The organism is Sphingobium agri (assembly GCF_023051225.1).
GTDB lineage: Bacteria > Pseudomonadota > Alphaproteobacteria > Sphingomonadales > Sphingomonadaceae > Sphingobium > Sphingobium agri.
The window spans coordinates 1-20,633 of record NZ_JALKHS010000008.1; the positions used below are offsets into that span (position 1 = coordinate 1).

Annotated in this window: 18 protein-coding genes; 7 read left to right on the plus strand and 11 right to left on the minus strand. The window is 61.6% G+C overall.

Annotated elements, in window-relative coordinates; all coding sequences use genetic code 11:
• The first annotated feature begins 498 nt into the window (after window positions 1–498).
• Window positions 499–1,986 carry a lipopolysaccharide biosynthesis protein gene (locus MU848_RS11180; protein ID WP_247231952.1) on the plus strand — a complete coding sequence of 496 codons (1,488 nt, stop codon included), beginning with the start codon at window positions 499–501 and terminating at the stop codon, window positions 1,984–1,986.
• Window position 1,987: 1 nt separating this feature from the next.
• Here MU848_RS11180 and MU848_RS11185 read toward each other — a convergent pair whose 3' ends face one another.
• On the minus strand, window positions 1,988–2,416 hold the full coding sequence (locus tag MU848_RS11185; RefSeq protein WP_097090508.1) for a CBS domain-containing protein: 429 nt from the start codon (window positions 2,414–2,416) through the stop codon (window positions 1,988–1,990).
• Between the two features lie 74 nt (window positions 2,417–2,490).
• Between MU848_RS11185 and MU848_RS11190 the strand changes: the two genes are divergently transcribed.
• Entirely contained in the window at window positions 2,491–2,790 is a 300-nt protein-coding gene (locus MU848_RS11190) for a hypothetical protein (RefSeq protein ID WP_097090509.1), read from the plus strand.
• A complete protein-coding gene (locus tag MU848_RS11195) occupies window positions 2,783–3,160 on the plus strand; it encodes an acyl-CoA thioesterase (protein WP_097090510.1) in 378 nt (125 codons plus the stop codon). Before MU848_RS11190 ends, MU848_RS11195 begins: the two co-directional genes overlap by 8 nt.
• 87 nt (window positions 3,161–3,247) lie before the next feature.
• Here the strand turns inward: MU848_RS11195 and MU848_RS11200 are convergent, their stop codons facing one another.
• The 4 genes from MU848_RS11200 to hisS all read right to left on the minus strand — a co-directional run bounded on the left by MU848_RS11200 (window position 3,248) and on the right by hisS (window position 7,642).
• Complete coding sequence (locus MU848_RS11200) at window positions 3,248–4,024, minus strand: DUF4167 domain-containing protein (protein WP_247231954.1); 777 nt, start codon at window positions 4,022–4,024, stop codon at window positions 3,248–3,250.
• Window positions 4,025–4,449: 425 nt separating this feature from the next.
• Window positions 4,450–5,277, minus strand: a complete 828-nt coding sequence (gene prmC / locus MU848_RS11205) for a peptide chain release factor N(5)-glutamine methyltransferase (RefSeq protein ID WP_247231956.1) — start codon at window positions 5,275–5,277, stop codon at window positions 4,450–4,452.
• Window positions 5,274–6,365, minus strand: a complete 1,092-nt coding sequence (gene prfA / locus MU848_RS11210) for a peptide chain release factor 1 (protein ID WP_380800712.1) — start codon at window positions 6,363–6,365, stop codon at window positions 5,274–5,276. The genes prmC and prfA overlap by 4 nt, the downstream gene beginning before the upstream one ends.
• Window positions 6,365–7,642, minus strand: coding sequence for a histidine--tRNA ligase (gene hisS / locus MU848_RS11215; protein WP_247231959.1), 1,278 nt, complete (start codon window positions 7,640–7,642; stop codon window positions 6,365–6,367). The genes prfA and hisS overlap by 1 nt, the downstream gene beginning before the upstream one ends.
• Before the next feature lie 152 nt (window positions 7,643–7,794).
• Here hisS and MU848_RS11220 point away from each other — a divergent pair, with 152 nt between their 5' ends.
• Window positions 7,795–9,714 (plus strand): M61 family metallopeptidase, encoded by a 1,920-nt coding sequence (locus MU848_RS11220; RefSeq protein WP_247231961.1) that lies wholly within the window; start codon window positions 7,795–7,797, stop codon window positions 9,712–9,714.
• A 41-nt stretch (window positions 9,715–9,755) separates the two neighbouring features.
• Entirely contained in the window at window positions 9,756–10,298 is a 543-nt protein-coding gene (gene ppa, locus MU848_RS11225) for an inorganic diphosphatase (RefSeq protein WP_097090516.1), read from the plus strand.
• 186 nt (window positions 10,299–10,484) lie between these two features.
• Here ppa and yczR read toward each other — a convergent pair whose 3' ends face one another.
• Both yczR and MU848_RS11235 read right to left on the minus strand, forming a co-directional pair.
• A complete protein-coding gene (yczR, locus tag MU848_RS11230) occupies window positions 10,485–11,948 on the minus strand; it encodes a MocR-like transcription factor YczR (RefSeq protein WP_247231963.1) in 1,464 nt (487 codons plus the stop codon).
• A gap of 145 nt (window positions 11,949–12,093) precedes the next feature.
• A complete protein-coding gene (locus tag MU848_RS11235; RefSeq protein WP_247231965.1) occupies window positions 12,094–12,555 on the minus strand; it encodes a hypothetical protein in 462 nt (153 codons plus the stop codon).
• An 86-nt stretch (window positions 12,556–12,641) separates the two neighbouring features.
• On the opposite strand from MU848_RS11235, the gene gyrB reads away from it, so the two are divergent.
• Window positions 12,642–15,149, plus strand: coding sequence for a DNA topoisomerase (ATP-hydrolyzing) subunit B (gene gyrB, locus MU848_RS11240; protein WP_247231967.1), 2,508 nt, complete (start codon window positions 12,642–12,644; stop codon window positions 15,147–15,149).
• A gap of 33 nt (window positions 15,150–15,182) precedes the next feature.
• Here gyrB and MU848_RS11245 read toward each other — a convergent pair whose 3' ends face one another.
• The 3 genes from MU848_RS11245 to MU848_RS11255 form a co-directional block, all read right to left on the minus strand.
• On the minus strand, window positions 15,183–16,442 hold the full coding sequence (locus tag MU848_RS11245) for a pilus assembly protein TadG-related protein (RefSeq protein WP_247231969.1): 1,260 nt from the start codon (window positions 16,440–16,442) through the stop codon (window positions 15,183–15,185).
• Between the two features lie 82 nt (window positions 16,443–16,524).
• A complete protein-coding gene (locus MU848_RS11250; protein WP_247231971.1) occupies window positions 16,525–16,941 on the minus strand; it encodes a TadE/TadG family type IV pilus assembly protein in 417 nt (138 codons plus the stop codon).
• Window positions 16,938–17,483, minus strand: a complete 546-nt coding sequence (locus MU848_RS11255; RefSeq protein ID WP_247231973.1) for a TadE/TadG family type IV pilus assembly protein — start codon at window positions 17,481–17,483, stop codon at window positions 16,938–16,940. Before MU848_RS11255 ends, MU848_RS11250 begins: the two co-directional genes overlap by 4 nt.
• A gap of 93 nt (window positions 17,484–17,576) precedes the next feature.
• On the opposite strand from MU848_RS11255, the gene MU848_RS11260 reads away from it, so the two are divergent.
• Window positions 17,577–18,152, plus strand: a complete 576-nt coding sequence (locus MU848_RS11260; RefSeq protein WP_247231975.1) for a COG3650 family protein — start codon at window positions 17,577–17,579, stop codon at window positions 18,150–18,152.
• Here MU848_RS11260 and MU848_RS11265 read toward each other — a convergent pair.
• A complete protein-coding gene (locus MU848_RS11265) occupies window positions 18,149–20,560 on the minus strand; it encodes a ligase-associated DNA damage response DEXH box helicase (protein WP_247231977.1) in 2,412 nt (803 codons plus the stop codon). The two genes, MU848_RS11260 and MU848_RS11265, sit on opposite strands and share 4 nt — an antisense overlap.
• Window positions 20,561–20,633 lie beyond the last annotated feature (73 nt).

Below are 20,633 nucleotides of genomic sequence, written 5' to 3' on the forward strand. Positions count from 1 at the left end.
GTATTAGGCATGCCGCCAGCGTTCGTTCTGAGCCAGGATCAAACTCTCAAGTTTGATGTCCGATCTCGATCCAGGAGGAATAATCCCAAACCGAAACCGCTCATTTCTAGGAGCCATTCCTGCACAAATCTTACATGGTGTGTAAGGACATTGTGAGGATGGCTGATTTAACTGAGTACCCTACGCCTAGAAGCCGTAAGAACCCAGGGCCGCCGCCCACATGTCCCTTCATCATACTAACAATGTCAAAGAGCCATCCAAACATCGAAGCGGACAACCGATGTTCCCCGATCCTTGCGTTCCGGGGGACTGGTGTCCGACTATGTTGGCGACCGGCCGTTTCAGCGCCGTGTTGGCGTCGTTCCGTCCGGTGAGGCGGCATATATGGAGGGGTTCTCGAACCGTCAAACAGTTTTTGCATTTTTGTTTCAGAAATTTTTGGACTTCCTCCTTTAGGGGTCGATCGGGCGCATGGTGCGCCAGAGGAATGGGTTTAGAATGGCTTTGCAGGATGCTGACGCAGATGATGCGGGCTTTGGCGCGCGCATAAGAAGCGCGCTCTTCTGGCGATCAGGCAGCCAGATCCTGTCGCAGATGATCAGTTGGGTCGTCACATTGGCAGTGATCCGGCTGCTCGATCCTGCGGATTACGGCCTGTTCGCGATGACGCAGGTGATCCTGAACTTCGCGACTTTCCTCAACGGCTATGGATTGGTGAGCGCGCTGGTTCAGTCGGAGACGCTCGATTCGCATAAGCTGCGGCAGGCGTTTGGCATCATGCTGCTGCTGAACGGCGGCCTTGCCCTAGCACAGCTGATGATCGCGCCGTGGGCAGCCGATTATTACGACCAACCCATGGTGGCGGACCTGCTGCGGGTGCAGGCGCTGCTTTACCTGTCGACTCCCTTCATCTCCATCCCTGAAGCGCTCATGGGGCGGGCGCTGGATTTCAAGCGGCCCGCCCTGGTCAACCTGATAGCGGCAGCGGCATCAGCCGCTGTAGCCCTGACAGGTGCGCTGTCAGGATGGGGGGTCTGGACGCTGGTATTTGCGCCGATGGCGGGCTTTTGGGTCAAGGCGGTGGGCTATATCATCGCTACCGGCTTCCGGCCGATTCCCAGCTTTGATTTTCGGGGTACGGGCGCGATGGTCGCCTATGGCGCGTCGCTGCTGGGCGGCCAGCTTTTCTGGATCATCCAGAGCCAGGCGGATATCTTCATCGGCGGTCGCGCGCTCAATCCCCATCAGCTTGGTCTTTATGCCGAAGCACTCTTTCTGACGCAGATCTTCGTGTCCAAATTCATCCCCCCGCTGAACGACGTCGCCTTTCCCGCCTATGCGCGGATGCAAAAGGATCCGGCGCGAATCGCATGGTCATTCTGCAAGGCCGTGCGGCTGCTGCTGCTCATTTCCTGCCCGGTATATTTAGGCATGGCGGTTACTGCCGAGCCGTTGGTGGAAACCCTTTTCGGAGCGAAGTGGCTTGAAATGGCGCCCTTTGTGTCGGTCCTAGCGCTCGCGATGCCGTTCATGACGCTGCAGGTCATGTTCGCCCCGGTAAGCAATGCCCTCGGGCGTCCTGGGATTACGGCGCGAATCGCCGCCGTGGGGGCTGTGCTGATGCCGATCGCATTCCTGCTGGGCATTCGATTCGGAGCGATCGGCTTGGCCTGGGCGTGGCTTGGGGCCTTCCCGTTGCTGACCGCGGTCACTGCGCGCCTAGCCGGGGGAGCGATGGGATTGCGGCTGATGGACCTGATTCGCGCTGCGGCTCCGGGCCTTGGTTGTTCCATTATGATGGCGGGGATAGTGCTGATTGTCGATTCGCTGCTGCCCCCACTGCCGGCACTGGTGCGGCTTTGCGTCCTGGTGCCTTCAGGCGCCTTCGCCTTCCTTGCCGCGCTGATGCTTTGCGCGCGCGGTACATTGATGGAACTCGTCAGCCTGGTGGTGAGGCGGACAGCGCCACAGCCCGCCCCGGCCTGACTTACGCCGACTGTATGTAATCGCGCAGTGCTGCTGCTTCCGATTCGATGCTGTCGATCCGGAATTTGACGAGGTCGCCAATCGACACGAGACCTGTCAGCCTACCATCGACCACAACAGGAAGGTGGCGGACCCGCTTCTTCGTCATGAGTGACAGGCAATGGATCACCGGAGTCTTGTCATCGGTGGTTATGGGAGGGGCGGTCATCACATCCCCCACCCTGCGTTCCAGCACCGACGCGCCATCTCGCGCAATTTGATGGACGAGGTCGCGTTCGGAGAAAATCCCGAGCACCTGACCATCATCGACAACAGGCACGCAGCCGATCCGCCGTTCGGACAAGAGCTGGACTACCGATAGCACGCTGTCCTCCGGTCGGACCTGGGTGACCTCATGGCCTTTGCCCTGCAGAATCGCGGTGATCGTCATGCCCCGTCTCCTTGCGTTCAGACATTATGCGTCCGTCCCTTGATGATCCCACTTTCGTTCCCCAAAGAAAAGGGATGAGAGATAAACAGGGCCTGGACGATCCACGGATCGCAGCGACCGCCTGGGGGCGGTTTCGGCGCATCATGCTTTGGATGGCGCTTGGCGGAGCCTTGTGCGTTGGCGTGGCACTGGGCTGCCTTCGCCTATGGGCTGGCCCGATGCCCTTGCACATGGTCCTGGCCACCGTCATCGGCGTCTGGTTGACCTTCATGCTGGGGACCGGCCTGATGGCCTTGGTATTCCTTTCGAGTGGGACGGGCCATGATGATCAGGTCATGGACCCGCTGAAGGACGAGGTATCCATCGATGACTGAAAAGAGGGGCGAGCTGGTTCTGCGGGTGGTGCCCGGCATTACCGAGATCAACAGCAACGGCCATATTTTCGGCGGATGGATCTTGAGCCAAATGGATATCGCCGGAGGGATCGTGGCGGGCCGATTGGCTGAAGGCGCAGTGGCGACGGTGGCTATCGACGGCATGAAATTCATTTCGCCGATGCTGCTGGGCGATATTGTCACGGTCTATGCGCATGAAGAACGGCGCGGTCGAACGTCCCTCGGCATTCGCGTTGACGTGGTGGCGACACGCGGGACGGATCAGCGGCAGATCGACCTGACGAGCGGTATCTTCACCTTCGTCGCGCTTGACGATCAACATCGGCCACGCGTGTTGCCCGCGCGCTGAATTGCCGCAGCCGAAAGGAAAAAGGGAGCGGCGCATACGCCACTCCCTTCAAAATCCCATCGCCGTTATCCGAAGCGAGACGCTAGATCATTCCGCCGCTTCGGCAGCCGGACGCGCGCGGCGCGTACGCTTGCGCGGCGCTTCCTCGGCAGCGGGCTCGCTGTCATTGTCGGCACGGGCGATCGAAGGCGGCAGGACGGAAAGGTCGAGCCCTTCGCTGCCTTCAGACTTCGCCACATCCGCCTTCCGGGGACGGCCGCGACGGGCGCGGGGCGCTTCCGCTGCTGCCGCAGCTTCCGTTTCAGCCTGAGGTTCAGGCGCACGCTCTGCGACCGGTGCCGGAGCTTCCGGGGCTTCTTCGTCCTGCCGCTCGGCCACTTCATAGGCTGGGCGCTCGCGGCGCGGGCGGTCGCGGCGGTTACGGTTGTCGCGATTATCCTGCTGGTCACGCTGCTGATCGCGGCGGCGATCGCCTTCATAGCCACGCTCGAACTGCTGCTGCGGTTCGCTACGATTGTCGTCGCCCGCGAAGTCCGGGGCGTCGAAATCATCGCCTTCATAATCGCCATTGTCTTCCGGACGGCGGAAGCGCTGCTGCTGCTCCTCCTGCCGGGCGCGATTGTCGGCCAGCACGCGGAAATAATGGTCCGCGAACTGCAGATAATATTCCGCATTCACACGGTCGCCCGCCATCTGGGCGTCGCGAGCCATATTCTTGTACTTTTCGAGAAGCTGGACCGCGTTACCGCGTGCGCGGCTATCAATCCGGTTGCCGCTATCGCCGCCGCCCCGGTTGCCGCCACCCGGACGTCCGTTATTGTTCCGGCCGCGATTACGGCGACCGGCCTGCCTGTTGTTGATCAAGAGCTGGTCCTTGCGTTCACTTTGCCATCATTCACTGAAAACATCGTTCAGTCGCATCCTAAAACACCGCCTGCTCATCAGGCCGGGTAGGGCTCCGCCGGACAGGGGCTGTGCGACAACCCTTGCCCTTACGCTGCCAGAGGCGCCTGCGCAGCAGCGCCATCGTGACTTTGAAGGAGCGGGAAAACGGCCTTTTCTCAGCTAAGCCCCACAGGGCAGATCCTCAGGATAATGCCGTCCCTGCTCTCCATGTAGTGTCTTTGCGGAGATAAACCAAGCAATTTTCACTTGAGCCGAAGCGATTCCGGCGAGTTTGGCGGGCGAACCCACAGGTGGTCGTCCGCAGCCGTCAACGCGGCGCGATACAGCGCGGTAAAACCAGCATATTTCCCGCTCTTGAAGCAGCCCCGGCGCGCCCTCGCCTTTCAAGATTGCGAGGGGCGAGTGGCGATCAGGCAGCGGTCGAGCCCTGCCATGTCCTTGCGGACCGCTACGCCAAGTCTCTCCGCGCGAAGCAGCGCGGACACGCTTTCCCTCTGATCATGGCCGATCTCGATGGCAGCCACGCCGCCATCCGTGAGAAGCCCGGCAATCATGGGCGCGATACGCCGATAGTCGTCCAGACCATCTGTTCCCGCAAAGAGAGCGCTTGCGGGTTCGTGCAGCACGTCGCCGGTCAACTCCTCTTCGCTCGCGATATAGGGCGGGTTGGCCAGGATGAGGTCAAAAGGTCCGGTCATCCCCTCCGCCCAATCCCCCAACCGAAAAGAAGCCCGCCTGGCAAGCCCGAGACGTTCAGCATTATCTTGCGCCACCGCAAGCGCTTTAGAGGAAAGATCTACTCCAATCCCGCTCGCTCGCGGCCATTGATCAAGCGCCGCGAGCAGCAGCGCGCCTGATCCAGTGCCCAGGTCCAGTATCCGTTCCGGCGAACGATCCTTGAAATGCTCGATCGCCGCCTCGATCAACGTTTCGGTATCGGGGCGAGGGATCAGCACATCCGGCGTGACCCGCAGGCTGATCGTCCAGAAATCCCGAACGCCGGTGATATAGGCGATGGGTTCACCGCCAAGCCGCCGGTCGAGAAGAGCGGCGAAGCCATCAGGCACGGACAGATCCTGCTGGCGAAGCAGCAACGCGTTCCGGCCGAGGCCCAGCGCATGAGCAAGCAGCAGTTCGGCATCGAGACGCGGCGTGCCGCTGACCTTGTCGAGCCGCGCAGCCGCATCGCGGAGCGCCTGGGCGATGCTCACCCGATGCCATCCAGCTGGGCAAGGCGTGCGGCTTCATCCTCGGCAATCAGCGCATCGATGATTTCGGCCAGACCTGCGCCTTCCAGGATTTCCGGCAGGCGATGCAGGGTCAGGTTGATGCGGTGATCCGTCACGCGCCCTTGTGGAAAATTATAGGTGCGGATGCGTTCGGACCGGTCGCCTGATCCGACCATCGCCTTGCGCGCGCCTGCCTGCTCGCTCTGTGTCCGCTCCCGTTCCGCCTCGTAAAGACGAGCGCGCAGCACCTGCATGGCCTTTGCCTTGTTCTTGTGCTGCGACCGTTCGTCCTGCTGCGTCACGACGATGCCGCTCGGCAAGTGGGTGATCCGCACGGCGCTGTCGGTCGTATTCACATGCTGGCCACCAGCGCCCGACGCCCGGTAGATGTCGATCTTGAGGTCGCTGTCAGCGATCTGCACATCGACCTCCTCGGGTTCCGGCAGGACAGCGACGGTCGCGGCGGAGGTATGGATGCGCCCGCCGCTTTCGGTCACGGGCACACGCTGCACCCGATGGACGCCGCTCTCGAATTTGAGCTTGGCGAACACGCCTGTGCCCGTGATGCTGGCAACCACTTCCTTGAAGCCGCCCACTTCAGCTGCGTTGGCGGAGATCATCTCCATCTTCCAACCCTGCGCGTCGGCATAGCGCTGATACATGCGGAACAGGTCGCCCGCAAACAGCGCAGCCTCATCGCCGCCGGTCCCGGCACGGATTTCCAGCATGGCCGGGCGCGCGTCGGCTGCATCGCGCGGCAGCAGTTGCAGGGCAAGCGCACGCTCTGCGCCCGGCAGCTGGCTCTTGATCAGCTGCATTTCCTCCTGCGCCATCTCGCGCATCGCGGCGTCCGCGTCGGCGCCGTCGCCACCCGCCATATATTCGAGCGCCTGAAGTTCCTGCCGAAGCCGCCGCACTTCATGCGCTGCGCGCGCGACCGGCTCGATCTCCGCATATTCCTTCGACAACCGCACGAACTCCTCGGGCGCGAGGTCGGCACGCGTCATCGACGCCTGCACCTCGTCCCGGCGCGCCTCGATCTGCGCGATGCGTTCGGCGGAAATATGCATCAAATGGCCGTCAGCTTCTCGACCAGTCCGGCCAACGGCACGGCCTGCTGTTCCCCGGACCGCAGATCGCGCAGACCCACTTCGCCACGAGTCAGTTCATCCTCGCCGATGATGACAGCCCAGGAGGCGCCCGAAACATTGGCGCGCTGCATCCGCTTCTTCATATTCCCCCGAAAGCCCATGTCGCACATAATGCCGGCGCGGCGAAGATCAGCGACAAGGCCCGTCGCCCTCGCTTCTGCCACCTCGCCCAGCGGGATCATGACCACTATGGGCGCGGAAGGTTCCGGCGCATCAACCAGCATGGCGAGCCGCTCAATGCCCGCAGCCCAGCCAACGGCGGGCGTCGCCGGGCCGCCAAGATTCTCGATCAACCCATCATAGCGTCCGCCGCCAAGCACGGTGCCCTGTGCGCCCAGCCGGTCGGTGATGAACTCGAACGCAGTATGGCGGTAATAATCAAGGCCGCGCACCAGCCGGGCGTTGCGCTGCCAAGCTACGCCCGCCGCGTCCAAGCCCGCCGTCACCTTATCGAAGAAAGCGCGGGCCTCGTCCGTCAAATAGGCGTCGATCTCGGGTGCGCTGTCCGCCACAGGCCGATCGCGCGGGTCCTTGCTGTCGAGGATGCGAAGCGGGTTGCGGCTCAGCCGGTCGAGACTTTCTTCAGAAAGCTGGTCGCGATGCGCTTCGAAATGCGCAACCAGCGCGGCGCGCCAGGCGTCCCGGCTTTGCGCGTCACCCAACGTGTTGAGGTTCAGCGTGACGCCCTCGGAAACGCCAAGTTCGCGCAGCAACTGATCGGCGAAGACCAGCAGCTCGATATCCGCCCCTGCTTCGCCAGCGCCGATGATTTCGGCGTCCAGTTGGTGGAACTGGCGAAAGCGGCCCTTTTGCGGACGCTCGTAACGGAACAGTGGGCCATGGGTTGCCACTTTGAGCGGCGCATATTGCTGCCAGCCTTCGGTGACATAGGCCCGCGCGATCCCCGCAGTAAATTCGGGACGAAGCGTGATGCTGTCCCCGCCGCGGTCCTCAAAGGTGTACATCTCTTTCGAAACGACATCGGTGCTTTCGCCGAGCGAACGGGCGAATACGGCGGTGGCTTCAAACACCGGGACTTCGACCCGATGAAAGCCATAGAGCCTGCGGACGCGATCGAAGGTCGCGATCACATGGGCAAAGCGCTCCTGGAACGCTTCAGCGGTGCCCCCCAGCATGTCCTGCGTGCCGCGCACCGCATTGGGTGTCTTTGGGCGCGGATTTTCGATTTTCGCCATGGGGATGCGCCTTTAGCGGCAAAGAAGGCTCAAGGAAACGCGCTTTTTTGTCACATTATGTCGCCGCTCTTCTTCCGGGTGGACGCGGTCATCTTGGTTCGTCATGCTGATTTCATAAGGCATTCCTGCCGCGTCTTTTTTCGGAGACAGACATGATCCGCAGCCTCGCTGCCGCCCTCTTGCTTCCCACCGCCATCATCAGCCCGCTTGCTGCCCAGGATGCCGTAAGGTCAAAGCCTGCCGCACTGCCGGTGAACGACGCCACTGCGGCGCCCCGCGACGTACCTTACCCCGGCGGTACGATCCGGCTGGAAGTCGACGCGACCGACACGACCCAGCGAATTTTCCGGGTAAAGGAGCATATTCCCGTCGCGACGAGCGGCCCCATGACGCTGCTGGCGCCCGAATGGCTGCCGGGCAATCATGCGCCGCGCGGGCAGATCGAGAAGATCAGCGGGCTGACTTTCACCGCCGATGGCAAACCGGTCAGCTGGAAGCGCGATCCGCTCAACGTCTACGCCTTCATCATCGACGTGCCGCAGGGCACGCGCGAAGTCACAGCATCCTTCCAATTCCTGTCGGCTACCCAGCCCAATCAGGGCCGGATCGTGGTGACGCCCAAGATGCTGAACATCCAATGGGAGTCGGTCTCGCTCTACCCCGCAGGCTATTATACGCGGCAGATTCCGATTCAGGCGACAGTGACCTATCCCGACGGTTGGCAGGCGGCCACCGCCTTGCGTGGACAGAAGACCGGATCGACCGTCGCCTATGAGAAGATCGACTATGAGGCGCTGCAGGATTCGCCGGTCTTCGCCGGGCGCTATTTCAAGCCGGTGGACTTGGGCCACAACGTCACCCTCAACATCGTCGCCGACGAGGCGGATGAGCTGGAGGCGAAGCCTGACCAGATCGCCAAGCACAAGAAGCTGGTCGATGAAGCGGGGGCGCTGTTCGGCACCTATCATTTCGACCATTATGATTTCCTGTTCGCGATCACCGATGAAATGGGCGGCATCGGCCTTGAGCATCACCGTTCATCCGAGAACCAAGTAGAGCCGGGCTATTTCAAGAAGTGGAGCGACAGCGACGCGCTGCTGGATCGCAACCTTCTGCCTCATGAATTCGTCCATAGCTGGGATGGCAAGTTCCGCCGCCCGGACCTGTTGTGGACGCCCGATTTCAACGTGCCGATGCAGGACAATCTGCTGTGGGTCTATGAAGGGCAGACGCAGTTCTGGGGCTATGTGCTGGGCGCGCGGTCTGGCCTGTTCACCAAGCAGGAAACGCTCGACGCCTATGCCCATATCGCCGCCAAGCTCGACACCACGCGCGGCCGTGAGTGGCGGGCGATGGAGGATACGACCCACGACCCGATCATTTCGGCTCGCCGTCCCAAGGGCTGGACCAGCTGGCAGCGGTCGGAGGACTATTATAATGAAGGATTGATGATCTGGCTGGAGGCCGACGCCATCATCCGCCGCCAAACGCGCGGTGCAAAGGGACTGGACGATTTTGCAAAGGCATTCTTCGGCATCAATCCGGGCGATTGGGGACAGGTCGTCTATAATCGCGATGATGTCATCCGGACGCTGAACGGCGTCGCGCCCTATGATTGGGGGGGCTTCTTCTCCCGACATGTCGACAGTACGACGCGGGAAACGCCCAAGGGCGGCTTCACCATGGGCGGCTACAAGCTCGTTTATGGCGACACGCCCAACGCCTTCACCAAGGCAGCAGAAAGCGCAGGCAAGAATGTCGATCAAAGCTTTGGCGTCGGCATGATCGTCAAGAGTGACGGCGAGATCAGCAACGTCGTCTGGGACAGCGCTGCCTTCAAGGCCGGTCTGGTCACTGGCGCAAAGATCGTCGCGATCAATGGCGATGAATATTCGGGCGAGGTTTTCAAGGCTGCGCTCAAGGCCGCCCAGCCGATGCAGATCATCGTCAAACAGGATAAATACTACCGCACTTTGACGCTCGCTTATTCCGGCGGCCTGCGCTATCCGCGCCTCGAAAAGACAGGAGAGGGTGACGGCAGCCTCGACCGGCTGCTCAAACCAAGGACATAATCACCCGCAACGCCAACGTGCATCAAAAGGCTTTGAAGTCCATGAATATCGAACTGATCCCGGTCGGCGACGATCCGCCCAACAGCCTGAACGTCATCATCGAGGTGCCGACTGGCGGCGAGCCCGTGAAATATGAGTTCGACAAGGCATCGGGCGCGCTGTTCGTCGATCGCATCCTGCACACGCCGATGCGCTATCCAGCCAATTATGGTTTCGTGCCGCACACCCTTTCGCCCGATGGCGATCCTCTGGACGCGCTGGTAATCTCACGCTCGCCCTTCATCCCGGGCAGCGTCGTGCGTGCCCGGCCAATCGCCGTCCTCAATCTGGAAGATGAAGCGGGCGGCGACGAAAAGCTGGTCTGCGTGCCTGACGACAAGACATTCCCCTATTATTCCAAGGTTGGTGAAAAGGACGACCTGCCCGGTATCGTCATGGAGCAGATCGAACATTTCTTCACCCACTATAAGGATCTGGAAAAGCAGAAGTGGGTGCGCATCGGCACATGGGGCGGCGCTGAAGACGCCCGCCAGATCACGCTGGAAGCGATCGAGCGTTACAAGGCTGACAAGAAGGCGGCATAAAGCTGCGCAGTGAGATAGGAGCCGCGCAGGATATGTCCTGCGCGGCTCTTTTTCATCAAGGCTGTTGCGTCTCCAATCCGTCCTGCCAGCGACAGCTGGCATCTCAGTAGATGGGGCGCAAGTTGGCCTGAGATGCCAGCTTCCGCCGGGAAGATGCTTCAATCGGGGCCTGCCCCCGATCCCACCTTAAATCAGCCGATCCGCCTCCAGCGCCGCCGCCAGCGAATCACGGCCACGCGGCAGACGCGCATGGAGGCGCGCATCCGCCTCCGCCAGCCGCTCGACGCCCAAGGTCAGCTGCTCTTCCGGCAAGGTGAAGGGAAGGCGCAGGAACCGCTCGAAAGCGCCGCTCACTCCAAAGCGCGGTCCGGGCGCAACCCGCACGCCATGGCTTTCCGCGATCGCGGCCAAGGCGGTCGCTTCCGCGCGGGGCAGTTCCGCCCAGAGCGACAGGCCGCCCGCTGGCGATTCGACGCGCCAGTGCGGCAGATGCTTCTCGATCTCCGCGATAAGATGGTCCCGCCGCGCCCGGAGAACCTCGGTGCGCGGCCCCAGCCCTTCCTCGCTGTCGATCAGTTGCGCGGCGGCAAGTTGCTCCACTACCGGGCTTGCCATGTCCATGGTCGTGCGTAGCCGTCCAAGCGCGGCGATCGTCTGCGGATCGGCCCGGATCCAGCCGACCCGCAAGCCACCCCAATAGATCTTGCTCGCTGATCCCATCGAGATAACCTGCCGCCCTGAAGGATCATGGATCGCGACTGGCGGCGGCGCGGGGAAATCGAGCCCCATCGCCACCATGGTCTCGTCAATGATCAGCGGCGTATGCGTCCGCGCGGCCGCAGCGACCAGGGCGCGCCGGGTCGCCGGATCCATGCTGCGACCGGTCGGATTGTGGAAATCGGCGATGATATAGGCGAAGCGCGGGCTTGTCTGGCGAAACGCTGCCTCCATGGCGTCAATGTCCCAGCCTTGGGCGGGGAGTCCGACAGGCACCGGAACAACATGGGAGCGCTGCAAGGCCTGGATCACATTATGATAGGTCGGATGGTCGATCACCACCCGGTCGCCCGGTCCCGTCAGCCATTGCATCAGCAGTGCAAAGCCCTGCTGCGCACCATTGGTGACGATGATCTGGTCGGGACTGGTAGGACATCCACGCCGCTCGAACTGCGCCGCAATCGCACGGCGCAGCGGCGGCAGGCCAAGCGGGTCATAGCCAAGTTCACCGAGGAACGCGGGCAGCGCCTCCACGGCAGCCTTACAGGCGCGCCCCACGCCAGCGGCTGCGGGCAAAGCGGCATGGGTCCAATTGAGGATATTGCCATGCGATGACATATCCAGTTCAGGCGGCTCTGCCTCCATCCGCCCCGTTGGCAGCCGAGTAACGCTGCCCGACCCCTGACGACTTTCGAGATACCCTTCGTCCCGCAGCCGATCGAAGGCGGCAGCGATAGTCGTACGGCTGAGGCCTAGCGCAGCGGCCAGCTCCCGCTCACCCGGCAAGCGTACATTCAAGCCGACGCGCCCGTCCAATACCAGCATACGCAGCGCCTGCGCCAGCTGGCGATAGGCTGGTTCGGCACTTTCCTCCACACGCCAGGCCCCAAGCAAGCGGAGCAGAGAGGGCGGACGGAGGGCAGAGGTGGACATGGCCAATGGTCATCCAAACGGGATCTACAAAGTCCACTTAAGAAAAAATGGACGTTTTGTAAAAGGCCATTTGGCGCCACATGTTGATCGAGACCCTTGTCCCCTGACCGGCCAGCCTGAACCCGCTGGCCGGTTCTTTTCAGTTTCAGTACGCAACAAACCGGATCGAAGCGCTCGAGACCCAGCCGCTAAGGCATGGCCCTTCATAAGGCTGCCTGCGCTCGACTGGTTCAGACAGGCCGCAATCATTGGGAGCAGGCATCAGCACGACCACGCCCAGCCATTTCTGATCGAGACTGCGGGTACAAACATGAACGCGCCCACCCTCAGCCAGCCGTCCGACTTCCTGCGCATCGGCAAAGGGGGCTGCGCGGATCGCAAGACCTCTCGCGCCCACGCGCGCCGCCTGCCCCATCGCGCCGCATGCATCGAGGCGAGGCCCATCTTCTCCGATCGTCACCGGGCGGATGATTTTTGCCTCCAGCCGCGTTTCCGGCATGGCGTCGCGCGGCGCACCGGCGATGGAACTGTTGGGCAGCTCCTCCAGGACGTCGCTGCTGTCGGAGCAGGCGCCAAGCATGAGAAACAAGGGAAAGATGGCGCGCATGCCACCCTGATAGACCGCCCCACCCCCAAGCGGAAGCAGGCATGTTTCGCTTTAGTTTCGGCGGGCCTTTCCCTATATGCTCGGTCATGAGCGAGGAAAGTCTAAGCAGCCCCAACAGCAACGCCTATGGCGCCGACAGCATCAAGGTCCTCAAGGGCCTCGACGCAGTACGCAAGCGGCCCGGCATGTATATCGGCGATACCGATGACGGGTCGGGCCTGCACCATATGGTGTTCGAGGTCAGCGACAATGCAATCGACGAAGCGCTGGCCGGGCATTGCGACCGTATCCTGATCACGCTTAATCCCGATGGATCGGTCAGCGTCGAGGATAATGGCCGCGGCATACCTACCGACATCCACAAGGAAGAAGGCGTGTCGGCGGCAGAGGTCATCATGACCCAGCTGCACGCTGGCGGTAAGTTCGAGAACACCTCGGACGACAATGCCTACAAGGTTTCGGGCGGCCTGCATGGCGTGGGCGTCAGCGTCGTGAATGCGCTCAGCGAATATCTCGACCTCAACATCTGGAGGGACGGCAAGGAGCATTATATGCGCTTTGCCTATGGCGATGCCGTGGCGCCGCTTAAAATTGTCGGCGATGCGCCGGAAGGCAAGAAGGGCACTCGCGTCACCTTCCTCCCTTCGACCGAGAAGGTTCCGGGTGACGGCGGCACGTTCAAGAACCATACCGAGTTCGATTTCGACAAGCTGGAGCATCGTTACCGCGAGCTCGCTTTCCTGAACTCCGGCGTGCGCCTGTTCCTGATCGACGCGCGGCATGAGGAAAAGAAGGAAGTCGAGCTGTTCTATGAGGGCGGCATCGCGGCTTTCGTGAAGTGGCTCGACCGGAACAAGCAGCCGCTGATGCCCGATCCCATCGCGATCGCGGGGAGCCGCGATGATGTGACGATCGACGTCGCGCTGGAGTGGAACGATTCCTATTATGAGAACGTCCTTTGCTTCACCAACAACATCCCGCAGCGGGACGGCGGCACGCACCTGGCCGCTTTCCGCGCGGCGCTGACCCGTACGCTCAACAGCTATGCCGACAAATCGGGCATGCTGAAGAAGGAGAAGGTCTCGCTGACTGGCGAGGACATGCGCGAGGGCCTCACCGCCATCGTGTCGGTGAAGCTGCCCGATCCCAAATTCTCGTCGCAGACCAAGGACAAGCTGGTCAGCTCCGAGGTCCGCCAGCCCCTGGAAAGCCTGATGGCAGACAAGATGGCGGAGTGGCTGGAGGAGAACCCCAGTCACGGCAAGATGATCATCCAGAAGGTGATCGACGCCGCCGCCGCGCGCGAGGCCGCGAAAAAGGCGCGCGAACTGACCCGGCGCAAAGGCGTGATGGACATCGCATCGCTCCCCGGTAAGCTCGCTGATTGTCAGGAGCGCGATCCTGCCAAATCCGAACTCTTCCTGGTCGAAGGTGACTCGGCGGGCGGCTCTGCCAAGCAGGGGCGCAACCGCCATAACCAGGCCATCCTCCCGCTCAAGGGCAAGATCCTGAACGTCGAACGTGCCCGCTTTGACCGGATGCTCTCGTCCAAGGAAGTCGGCACGCTGATCCAGGCGATGGGCACCGGCATCCGCGACGATTTCAACCTTGAAAAGCTGCGCTACCACAAGATCGTCATCATGACCGACGCCGACGTCGACGGCGCGCATATCCGCACGCTGCTGTTGACCTTCTTCTATCGCCAGATGCCGCAGATCATCGAGGCGGGGCATCTCTACATCGCTCAGCCGCCGCTCTATAAGGCGACGCGGGGCCGTTCCGAGGTGTATCTGAAGAATGAAGCGGCGCTGGAAAATTATCTGGTCGACAATGGCGTTGAGTCCATGGCGCTGGAAACGAGTGGTGGCATGCGTTCGGGCGAAGACCTGCGTCACCTGATCGAACATGGCCGTCGGATGCGGGCGGTGATGCGCTACGTGCCGCGCCGCTATAATCCCGCCATTATCGAAGCGCTGGCGATCAATGGCGCGCTTGATCCGGAACTCAGCCAGCAGGCCCAGGCCGAGCGGCTGGCCGCCACCGTCCGCTGGATGGACGCGCAGGATGAAGAAGGAAAATGGAGTGGGCGGATCGCCGAAGAAGGCGGCTTCCACTTCGAACGGCTGTGGCGCGGCGTAACCGATCACCACATGATCGAACATGGCTTCATCGGTTCGGCCGAGGCGCGCAAGCTGCACGCGATCGCCGCCGAAGAAGCGGACAGCTATCGTACCACCAGCCGCCTCGTCACCGCAAAGGCCGCGGCCGCCGCTGAAGAGGCTGGTGACGATGATCTGCCGGTCGTATCCAAAGGCGCGGTATCAGTCACCCGGCCGAGCGAATTGCTGGAGGCGATCCTCAGCTCGGGCCGCAAGGGTCTGGCCATCCAGCGCTATAAGGGCCTTGGCGAAATGAATGCCGAGCAGCTTTGGGAAACAACGCTGGATCCGGACAACCGCTCGATGCTGCGCGTCGAGGTCGAGCAGGCGGACGTGGCGGACGAAATCTTCACCCGCCTCATGGGCGACGTGGTCGAACCCCGGCGCGAATTCATTCAGGACAACGCCCTTAACGTCGCGAACCTGGACGTCTGAACTCGGTAGAGTGAAGCGGCTCTTGCAGCCGCTTCAACTTATCAGCCGGACGGCGCTTATCGACCATTTGGATGCTCCACCTGGAGGATCGCACGTGTTCGTGATGGTAGCGTTTCCGCTGAAGGACAATCGCATCGCGACCATCTGAAAGCAGGTGAGCGACATTCCGGATGTGCCGTTAAAAGTAAGCGTATCGTTGGGGAAGTAAAAAGCGCCGCTCAGGGTTGAGTAGGAATTGCCGTTGACCTGGCAGCATTGATTGCTCGCCGCAGCCCTGCTGTCCCGATAAATGGTAATACCATTATAGGTGCCGCTGGTCGACTGCGAAAGATCGACTTCCGCACCCCCGTTTATGTCCATCGTGGCAAAACTGTTCGCATTGTTGGGCGTGGTGCTGGTCAGCACGAAAGTACAGCCCATGCAGGTAAGATGCCCCTGAGCACCAACCTGAAGACCAGCGTTATTAGCCCCGTTGGCCAGGTAGTAGACGCCCGGCTTCAGCGTCAGCGTGCCTTGCACATTGATCGTTCCATAACAACCTGGAGCGTAAGGACTTCCGCTGCTGCTATCGACCGTTGTCCCGGAAGCAACGTCGATAACATTCCAGTTGCTGCCATTCTTGCACTTACCATTTGAGACGTCGCTGGTCGTAGGGTCATAGTCGTTCCCTGCCAGCGGATCAGTGAGCGCAGAATGGTTGGGCATCAGCATCGTGCCGGACGCATAGGCGGTAGACGGGGGAATGCCGCCCATGGCTACGATGGGCGACACCCTGACGGTCGGCTGGCCGTTAACATTTACAGCATTATTGCTGATCGAATTGGTCCCGGCCCCGCATCCCAGGTCCAGCGTCGAATTGCCCGCAAAGGTGATCCCCGTGTTGTTCCCATTCTCCTTGGCGAAAAAGCAGACTTTGCCATCGGAAACGACCGCTGCCCGCGCTTCGGCAGCCACCGTGGAGGTCGACATTCCGAACAGGGCCATCAAGGCAGTGGGCTGCGTGCTCACCAGCCGGACGTACATTGCCGAGGTGTAGGTGATGCTGCCGCTGGTATAAGCCCCCGGCGTGATCGTAGACGTGGCCCCCGGCACAAGGGCATTCTGCGTCAGCGCCTTGTTCGCCTGAGCGGTCGCGGCGCTATTCCCCTGGTCCTGATACAGCGAATAGGCCCCAGCCATGGCCGCGGAGTCAGCTTCGCGCTGCAATTCCCGCTTCACATGCGCCAGCTGCATCGTATGCACGCCAAGGCCCGCTGCACCGATCATGACCGGCAGCGCCAGCGCTGTGAGCATGAGGGCATTGCCTCGGGCATCAGACCAAAGTGTGCACAATCGCGACAGGCAATTGGAGAGGGGCATCGTCAGGTCCTCGGCTTTAGCTCGCGACATAGGCTCGGCGCGTTTCAGACAGCGTGATCGTCTTGCTGACGAACAGGAAGTTCACGGCCAGATTGTAGCCCATGGTTATCGTCACATAGCTGGGGGACGAACTGCTGGTGCCAGACGTAAAGGTCACGGTCGGCCCAACGATGTCCGCCGGATTCATTCCGAACCGGTTCGACGCGATTCGCGCTTGTATGTCTGCTTCGCCTGGCTTGGGCCAGGTCGTCGCATATCGCGCAGCATCCTCGACGGTGCTGCGCAAACCCGCCTCCGCGTAGAAGAGGACGCCGAGTGCCGGAATACCGATCAGCATTGCGAGCAGGACGGGCGCCACGATTGCGAATTCCAGCACGCTGACGCCGCGGCAGTCGCGTGCGAGTCGGTTGAGAAGGCGAAAAAAGCGGGTCATTGGATCCTCAAGACCCCCGTTGCCGAAATAGGCACGACGCCATTGGAATTGCCCAGCATCTTCGCCAGCGCACTACCCGCAAAGGACGGCGTGAAGGTTGTCGAAATCTGGATCTGGGTATAGCGTGCCGTCTCCCCGGATGGACAGGGGCTGGAACTGGTCGTCCAGGTGGTCGCCGTACCCCCGCATTCAAGCGTCTGGGTGACCGTCACCGCGCTCGTTGCAACATCTGCCTGCGCGGCCGCCTGCGTCTGAATATCGGCTGCGGAAACATTCGTGCCGCCCATCCAAGACATTTCCAGCCCGCGGTTTACGGCTTGCTGAACCTTCATCTTGGCTGCGCCATAGCGGGCAGCATCTGTTGTCCCCATGATTATCATGGCGAGAACCGGAGCCACCATCGCCGTTTCCACAAGCGTAATGCCGGATGTGTCGATCTGCAGCTTGGTCAGTAGGGCGCGAACAAACGCCGGAGCCGCACCAAATGGCCGAACGCGAGGCGAATCACTGATCGCACCGCTCGACAACGCTTGGCTGAACATAAAAGGACGCATCGAAAATCCCTTCGCACCGGGATTTTCTACTCAGCACATGCTGTCCATTGCGTTAAACGGCATGCTTAATAATATGCTAATATGCTGTTTATGCTCAGGTATATATCTGACGTTATATTAATTAGCGGTAAAGAAGCGGGGGAGTTTATGAAGCTTTGGCTTTTTGTTGCGAGCGGCTTGCTCCTCACCGGCTGCGGTCGGAATGAGGATATGGCTGATCGGCCCGCAAAGGACCTGCACATGGCAAATGCGCAGATCGTCGAGGGCCAGACGGCGGAGCAGCAACCGGCCATTTTCTCCAAAGCTGAAGCTCATGCCGACCCGGAGATCGCTTCACCGCCGCCACAAACTGTCGATACGGCGCCGCTGAGCAGCGAAACACGCTACAGGGCGCTCGGCACGGAGCCGTTCTGGTCCGTGACCGTCAAGGGATCCGTTGCAACCCTGGAACGTCCAGACAAACCTCCAAGACATTTCACCGTCAGCCGAACGGATGATGGCCGGGCCGTACGCTATTTGGCAGACGGTTTCGCCATGACGGTGACCGAAGGTCCGTGCAGCGACGGCATGAGCGATGCGCACTGGGCCGATAGCGTCGCGCTGTCCTTCGGCGAAGGGACCTTGAAAGGCTGCGGCGGCGTACGCGAGGACTTCTAATCCGTTCGCATCGCCTCTGCCACCAGCGCCTCGGCTTCCATGAGCAAGGCGTCCTCCGCCGCCGCCTGCGCCACCTGTTCACGGCCGATCAGGATCAGCACCGGCACGGCCAACGGACTGACCCGATCAAGGTCGACGTGCAACATCGTCGCCGAAGCGCGGTCGATCAGATCACCGAGCCGCCCGACATCGGTCATGCGCGCACGGGCGTCGGCCCAGGCCGCCTTCAACAGCAAATGATCCGGCTGATATTTGCGCAGCACGTCATAGATGAGGTCGGTCGAAAAAGTGACCTGCCGCCCGGTCTTCCGCTTGCCAGGATGCTGGCGTTCGATCAGGCCCGCGATGACGGCGACGTCCCGGAACGCCCGCTTCAGCAGGCTTGATTGTTCGACCCATTCGACAAATTCATGATCCAGAATGTCTGCGGAAAACAGGCTTTGCGGGTCCGTCACCGGTTTCATCCCATAGACGGCGAGCGCGTAATCGTTGGACACGAAGCCGAGCGGCATCAAGCCCTGCGCATCCATGCGGCGGGTCAGCAGCATCCCCAGTGACTGATGGGCATTCCATCCTTCGAAACTGTAGCAGACGAGATAATGCCGCCCCTCATGCGGAAAGGTTTCAATGAGCAGTTGCCCCGGTTCGGGCAGGGCCGACCGATATTTCTGCACTTCCAGCCACTCCCGCACATCGTCGGGGAAGCGATGCCATTCCTCCGGCTCGGCCAGAAAATGGCGCACCCGGTCGGCAAGCCGCGTGGACATGGCCATCCGCGTGCCGCCCCAGGCGGGCACCCGCGCCTGCTTTGAGGTGGCGCGCACGACCAGATCGGTGACGTCCATACGCACCACTTCCAGCGCCAGCCCAGAAAAGAAGAAGCTGTCGCCGGGACGCAGCGTCGCGGCAAAGCCCTCCTCCACCGTTCCAAGCTTGCGTCCATTGGCGAACCGCACATCCAACACCGGCTGATCGACGATGATCCCGGCATTCATGCGGTGCTGTTGAATGAAGCGCGGGTGCGACACGCGCCACAAGCCATCCTCGTCATGGGTCAGCCGCTTGAACCGGTCATAGGCCTTCAGCGCATAGCCGCCCCCTTCGATAAAGTGCAGGACGTTGGCGAGCCCCTCATCGGTGAGCGCGCTGTAGGGCGTGGCCGATCGGACTTCGTCCAGCAACTCCGATTCCGCAAACGGTGCCGCGCAGGCCAGCGCCATCACATGCTGCGCCAGAACGTCGAGGCTGCCGGTGCGGAAATCGTCAGCATCCCGCTCCCCCGCCTCCACCGCATCCAACGCCGCGCGGGCTTCCAGATATTCAAAGCGATTGCCCGGAATGATGATGGCCTCGCTCGACTGGTCCAGCCGGTGATTGGCGCGGCCGATGCGCTGGAGCAGGCGGGATGAACCTTTGGGCGCACCCATCTGGATCACGCAATCGACATTGCCCCAATCGACACCCAGATCGAGGCTGGCCGTGGCGACAAGCGCGCGCAGCCTGCCGTCGGCCATCGCATTTTCCACCTTCCGCCGCGCCTCCACCGACAGGCTGCCATGATGGATGCCGATCGGCAGGTTGGCCTCGTTCGCAGTCCAAAGCTCCTGAAAGATCAGCTCCGCAAGTCCACGCGTGTTACAGAATATCAGCGTCGTCTGCCGCCGCTCGATTTCGGCCATGACCTGCTTTGCGGCATATTTGCCCGAATGGCCGGACCAGGGAATGCGCCCTTCCGGAATGAAGATGGCGATGTCCGGATCAGCGCCCTCCTCCCCCATGACCGGCGCGACGCTGTTGATGTCACCGTCGGGCGCAAGCCAAGCGCGATAAGCGTCAACATCCGCTACGGTCGCCGACAGAGCGACGCGGCGCAGTTCGGGATTGATCCTCTGCAAGCGCGCAAGCGACAGACTGAGCAGATCCCCCCGCTTCTGCGTGGCGAAGGCATGGACCTCGTCGATGATCACCGTCTTCAACTGCGCGAACATCAGGAAGCTGTCGGGGTAACTCAACAGGAGGGACAGGGATTCCGGCGTGGTCAGCAGGATCTGCGGCGGCCGAGCGCGCTGCCGCGCCTTGCGGTCCGAGGGCGTGTCGCCGGTGCGCGTCTCGACCCGGATGGGAAGGTCCATCTCCTCGATCGGGGTAAGGAGATTGCGCCGCACATCGACCGCCAGCGCCTTGAGTGGTGAAACATAGAGGGTGTGAAGACCATCGCCCGGTTTTTCGATCAGATCGGCAAGCGTTGGCAGGAACCCCGCCAATGTCTTCCCCGCACCCGTCGGCGCCACGAGCAAGGCATGATCCCCTGCCCGTGCAGCTGCCAGCATCTCCATCTGATGGCGCCGCGGCGACCAGCCGCGCGCGGTGAACCATTGCTCCAGTTGTTCAGGAAGGCCTTGGTTCATATCGACAGATGTAGGAACGCGCACCGGCGCTGTCACGATCCCTCCCTCGCAAGATCATGAAGGCGGCCAGATA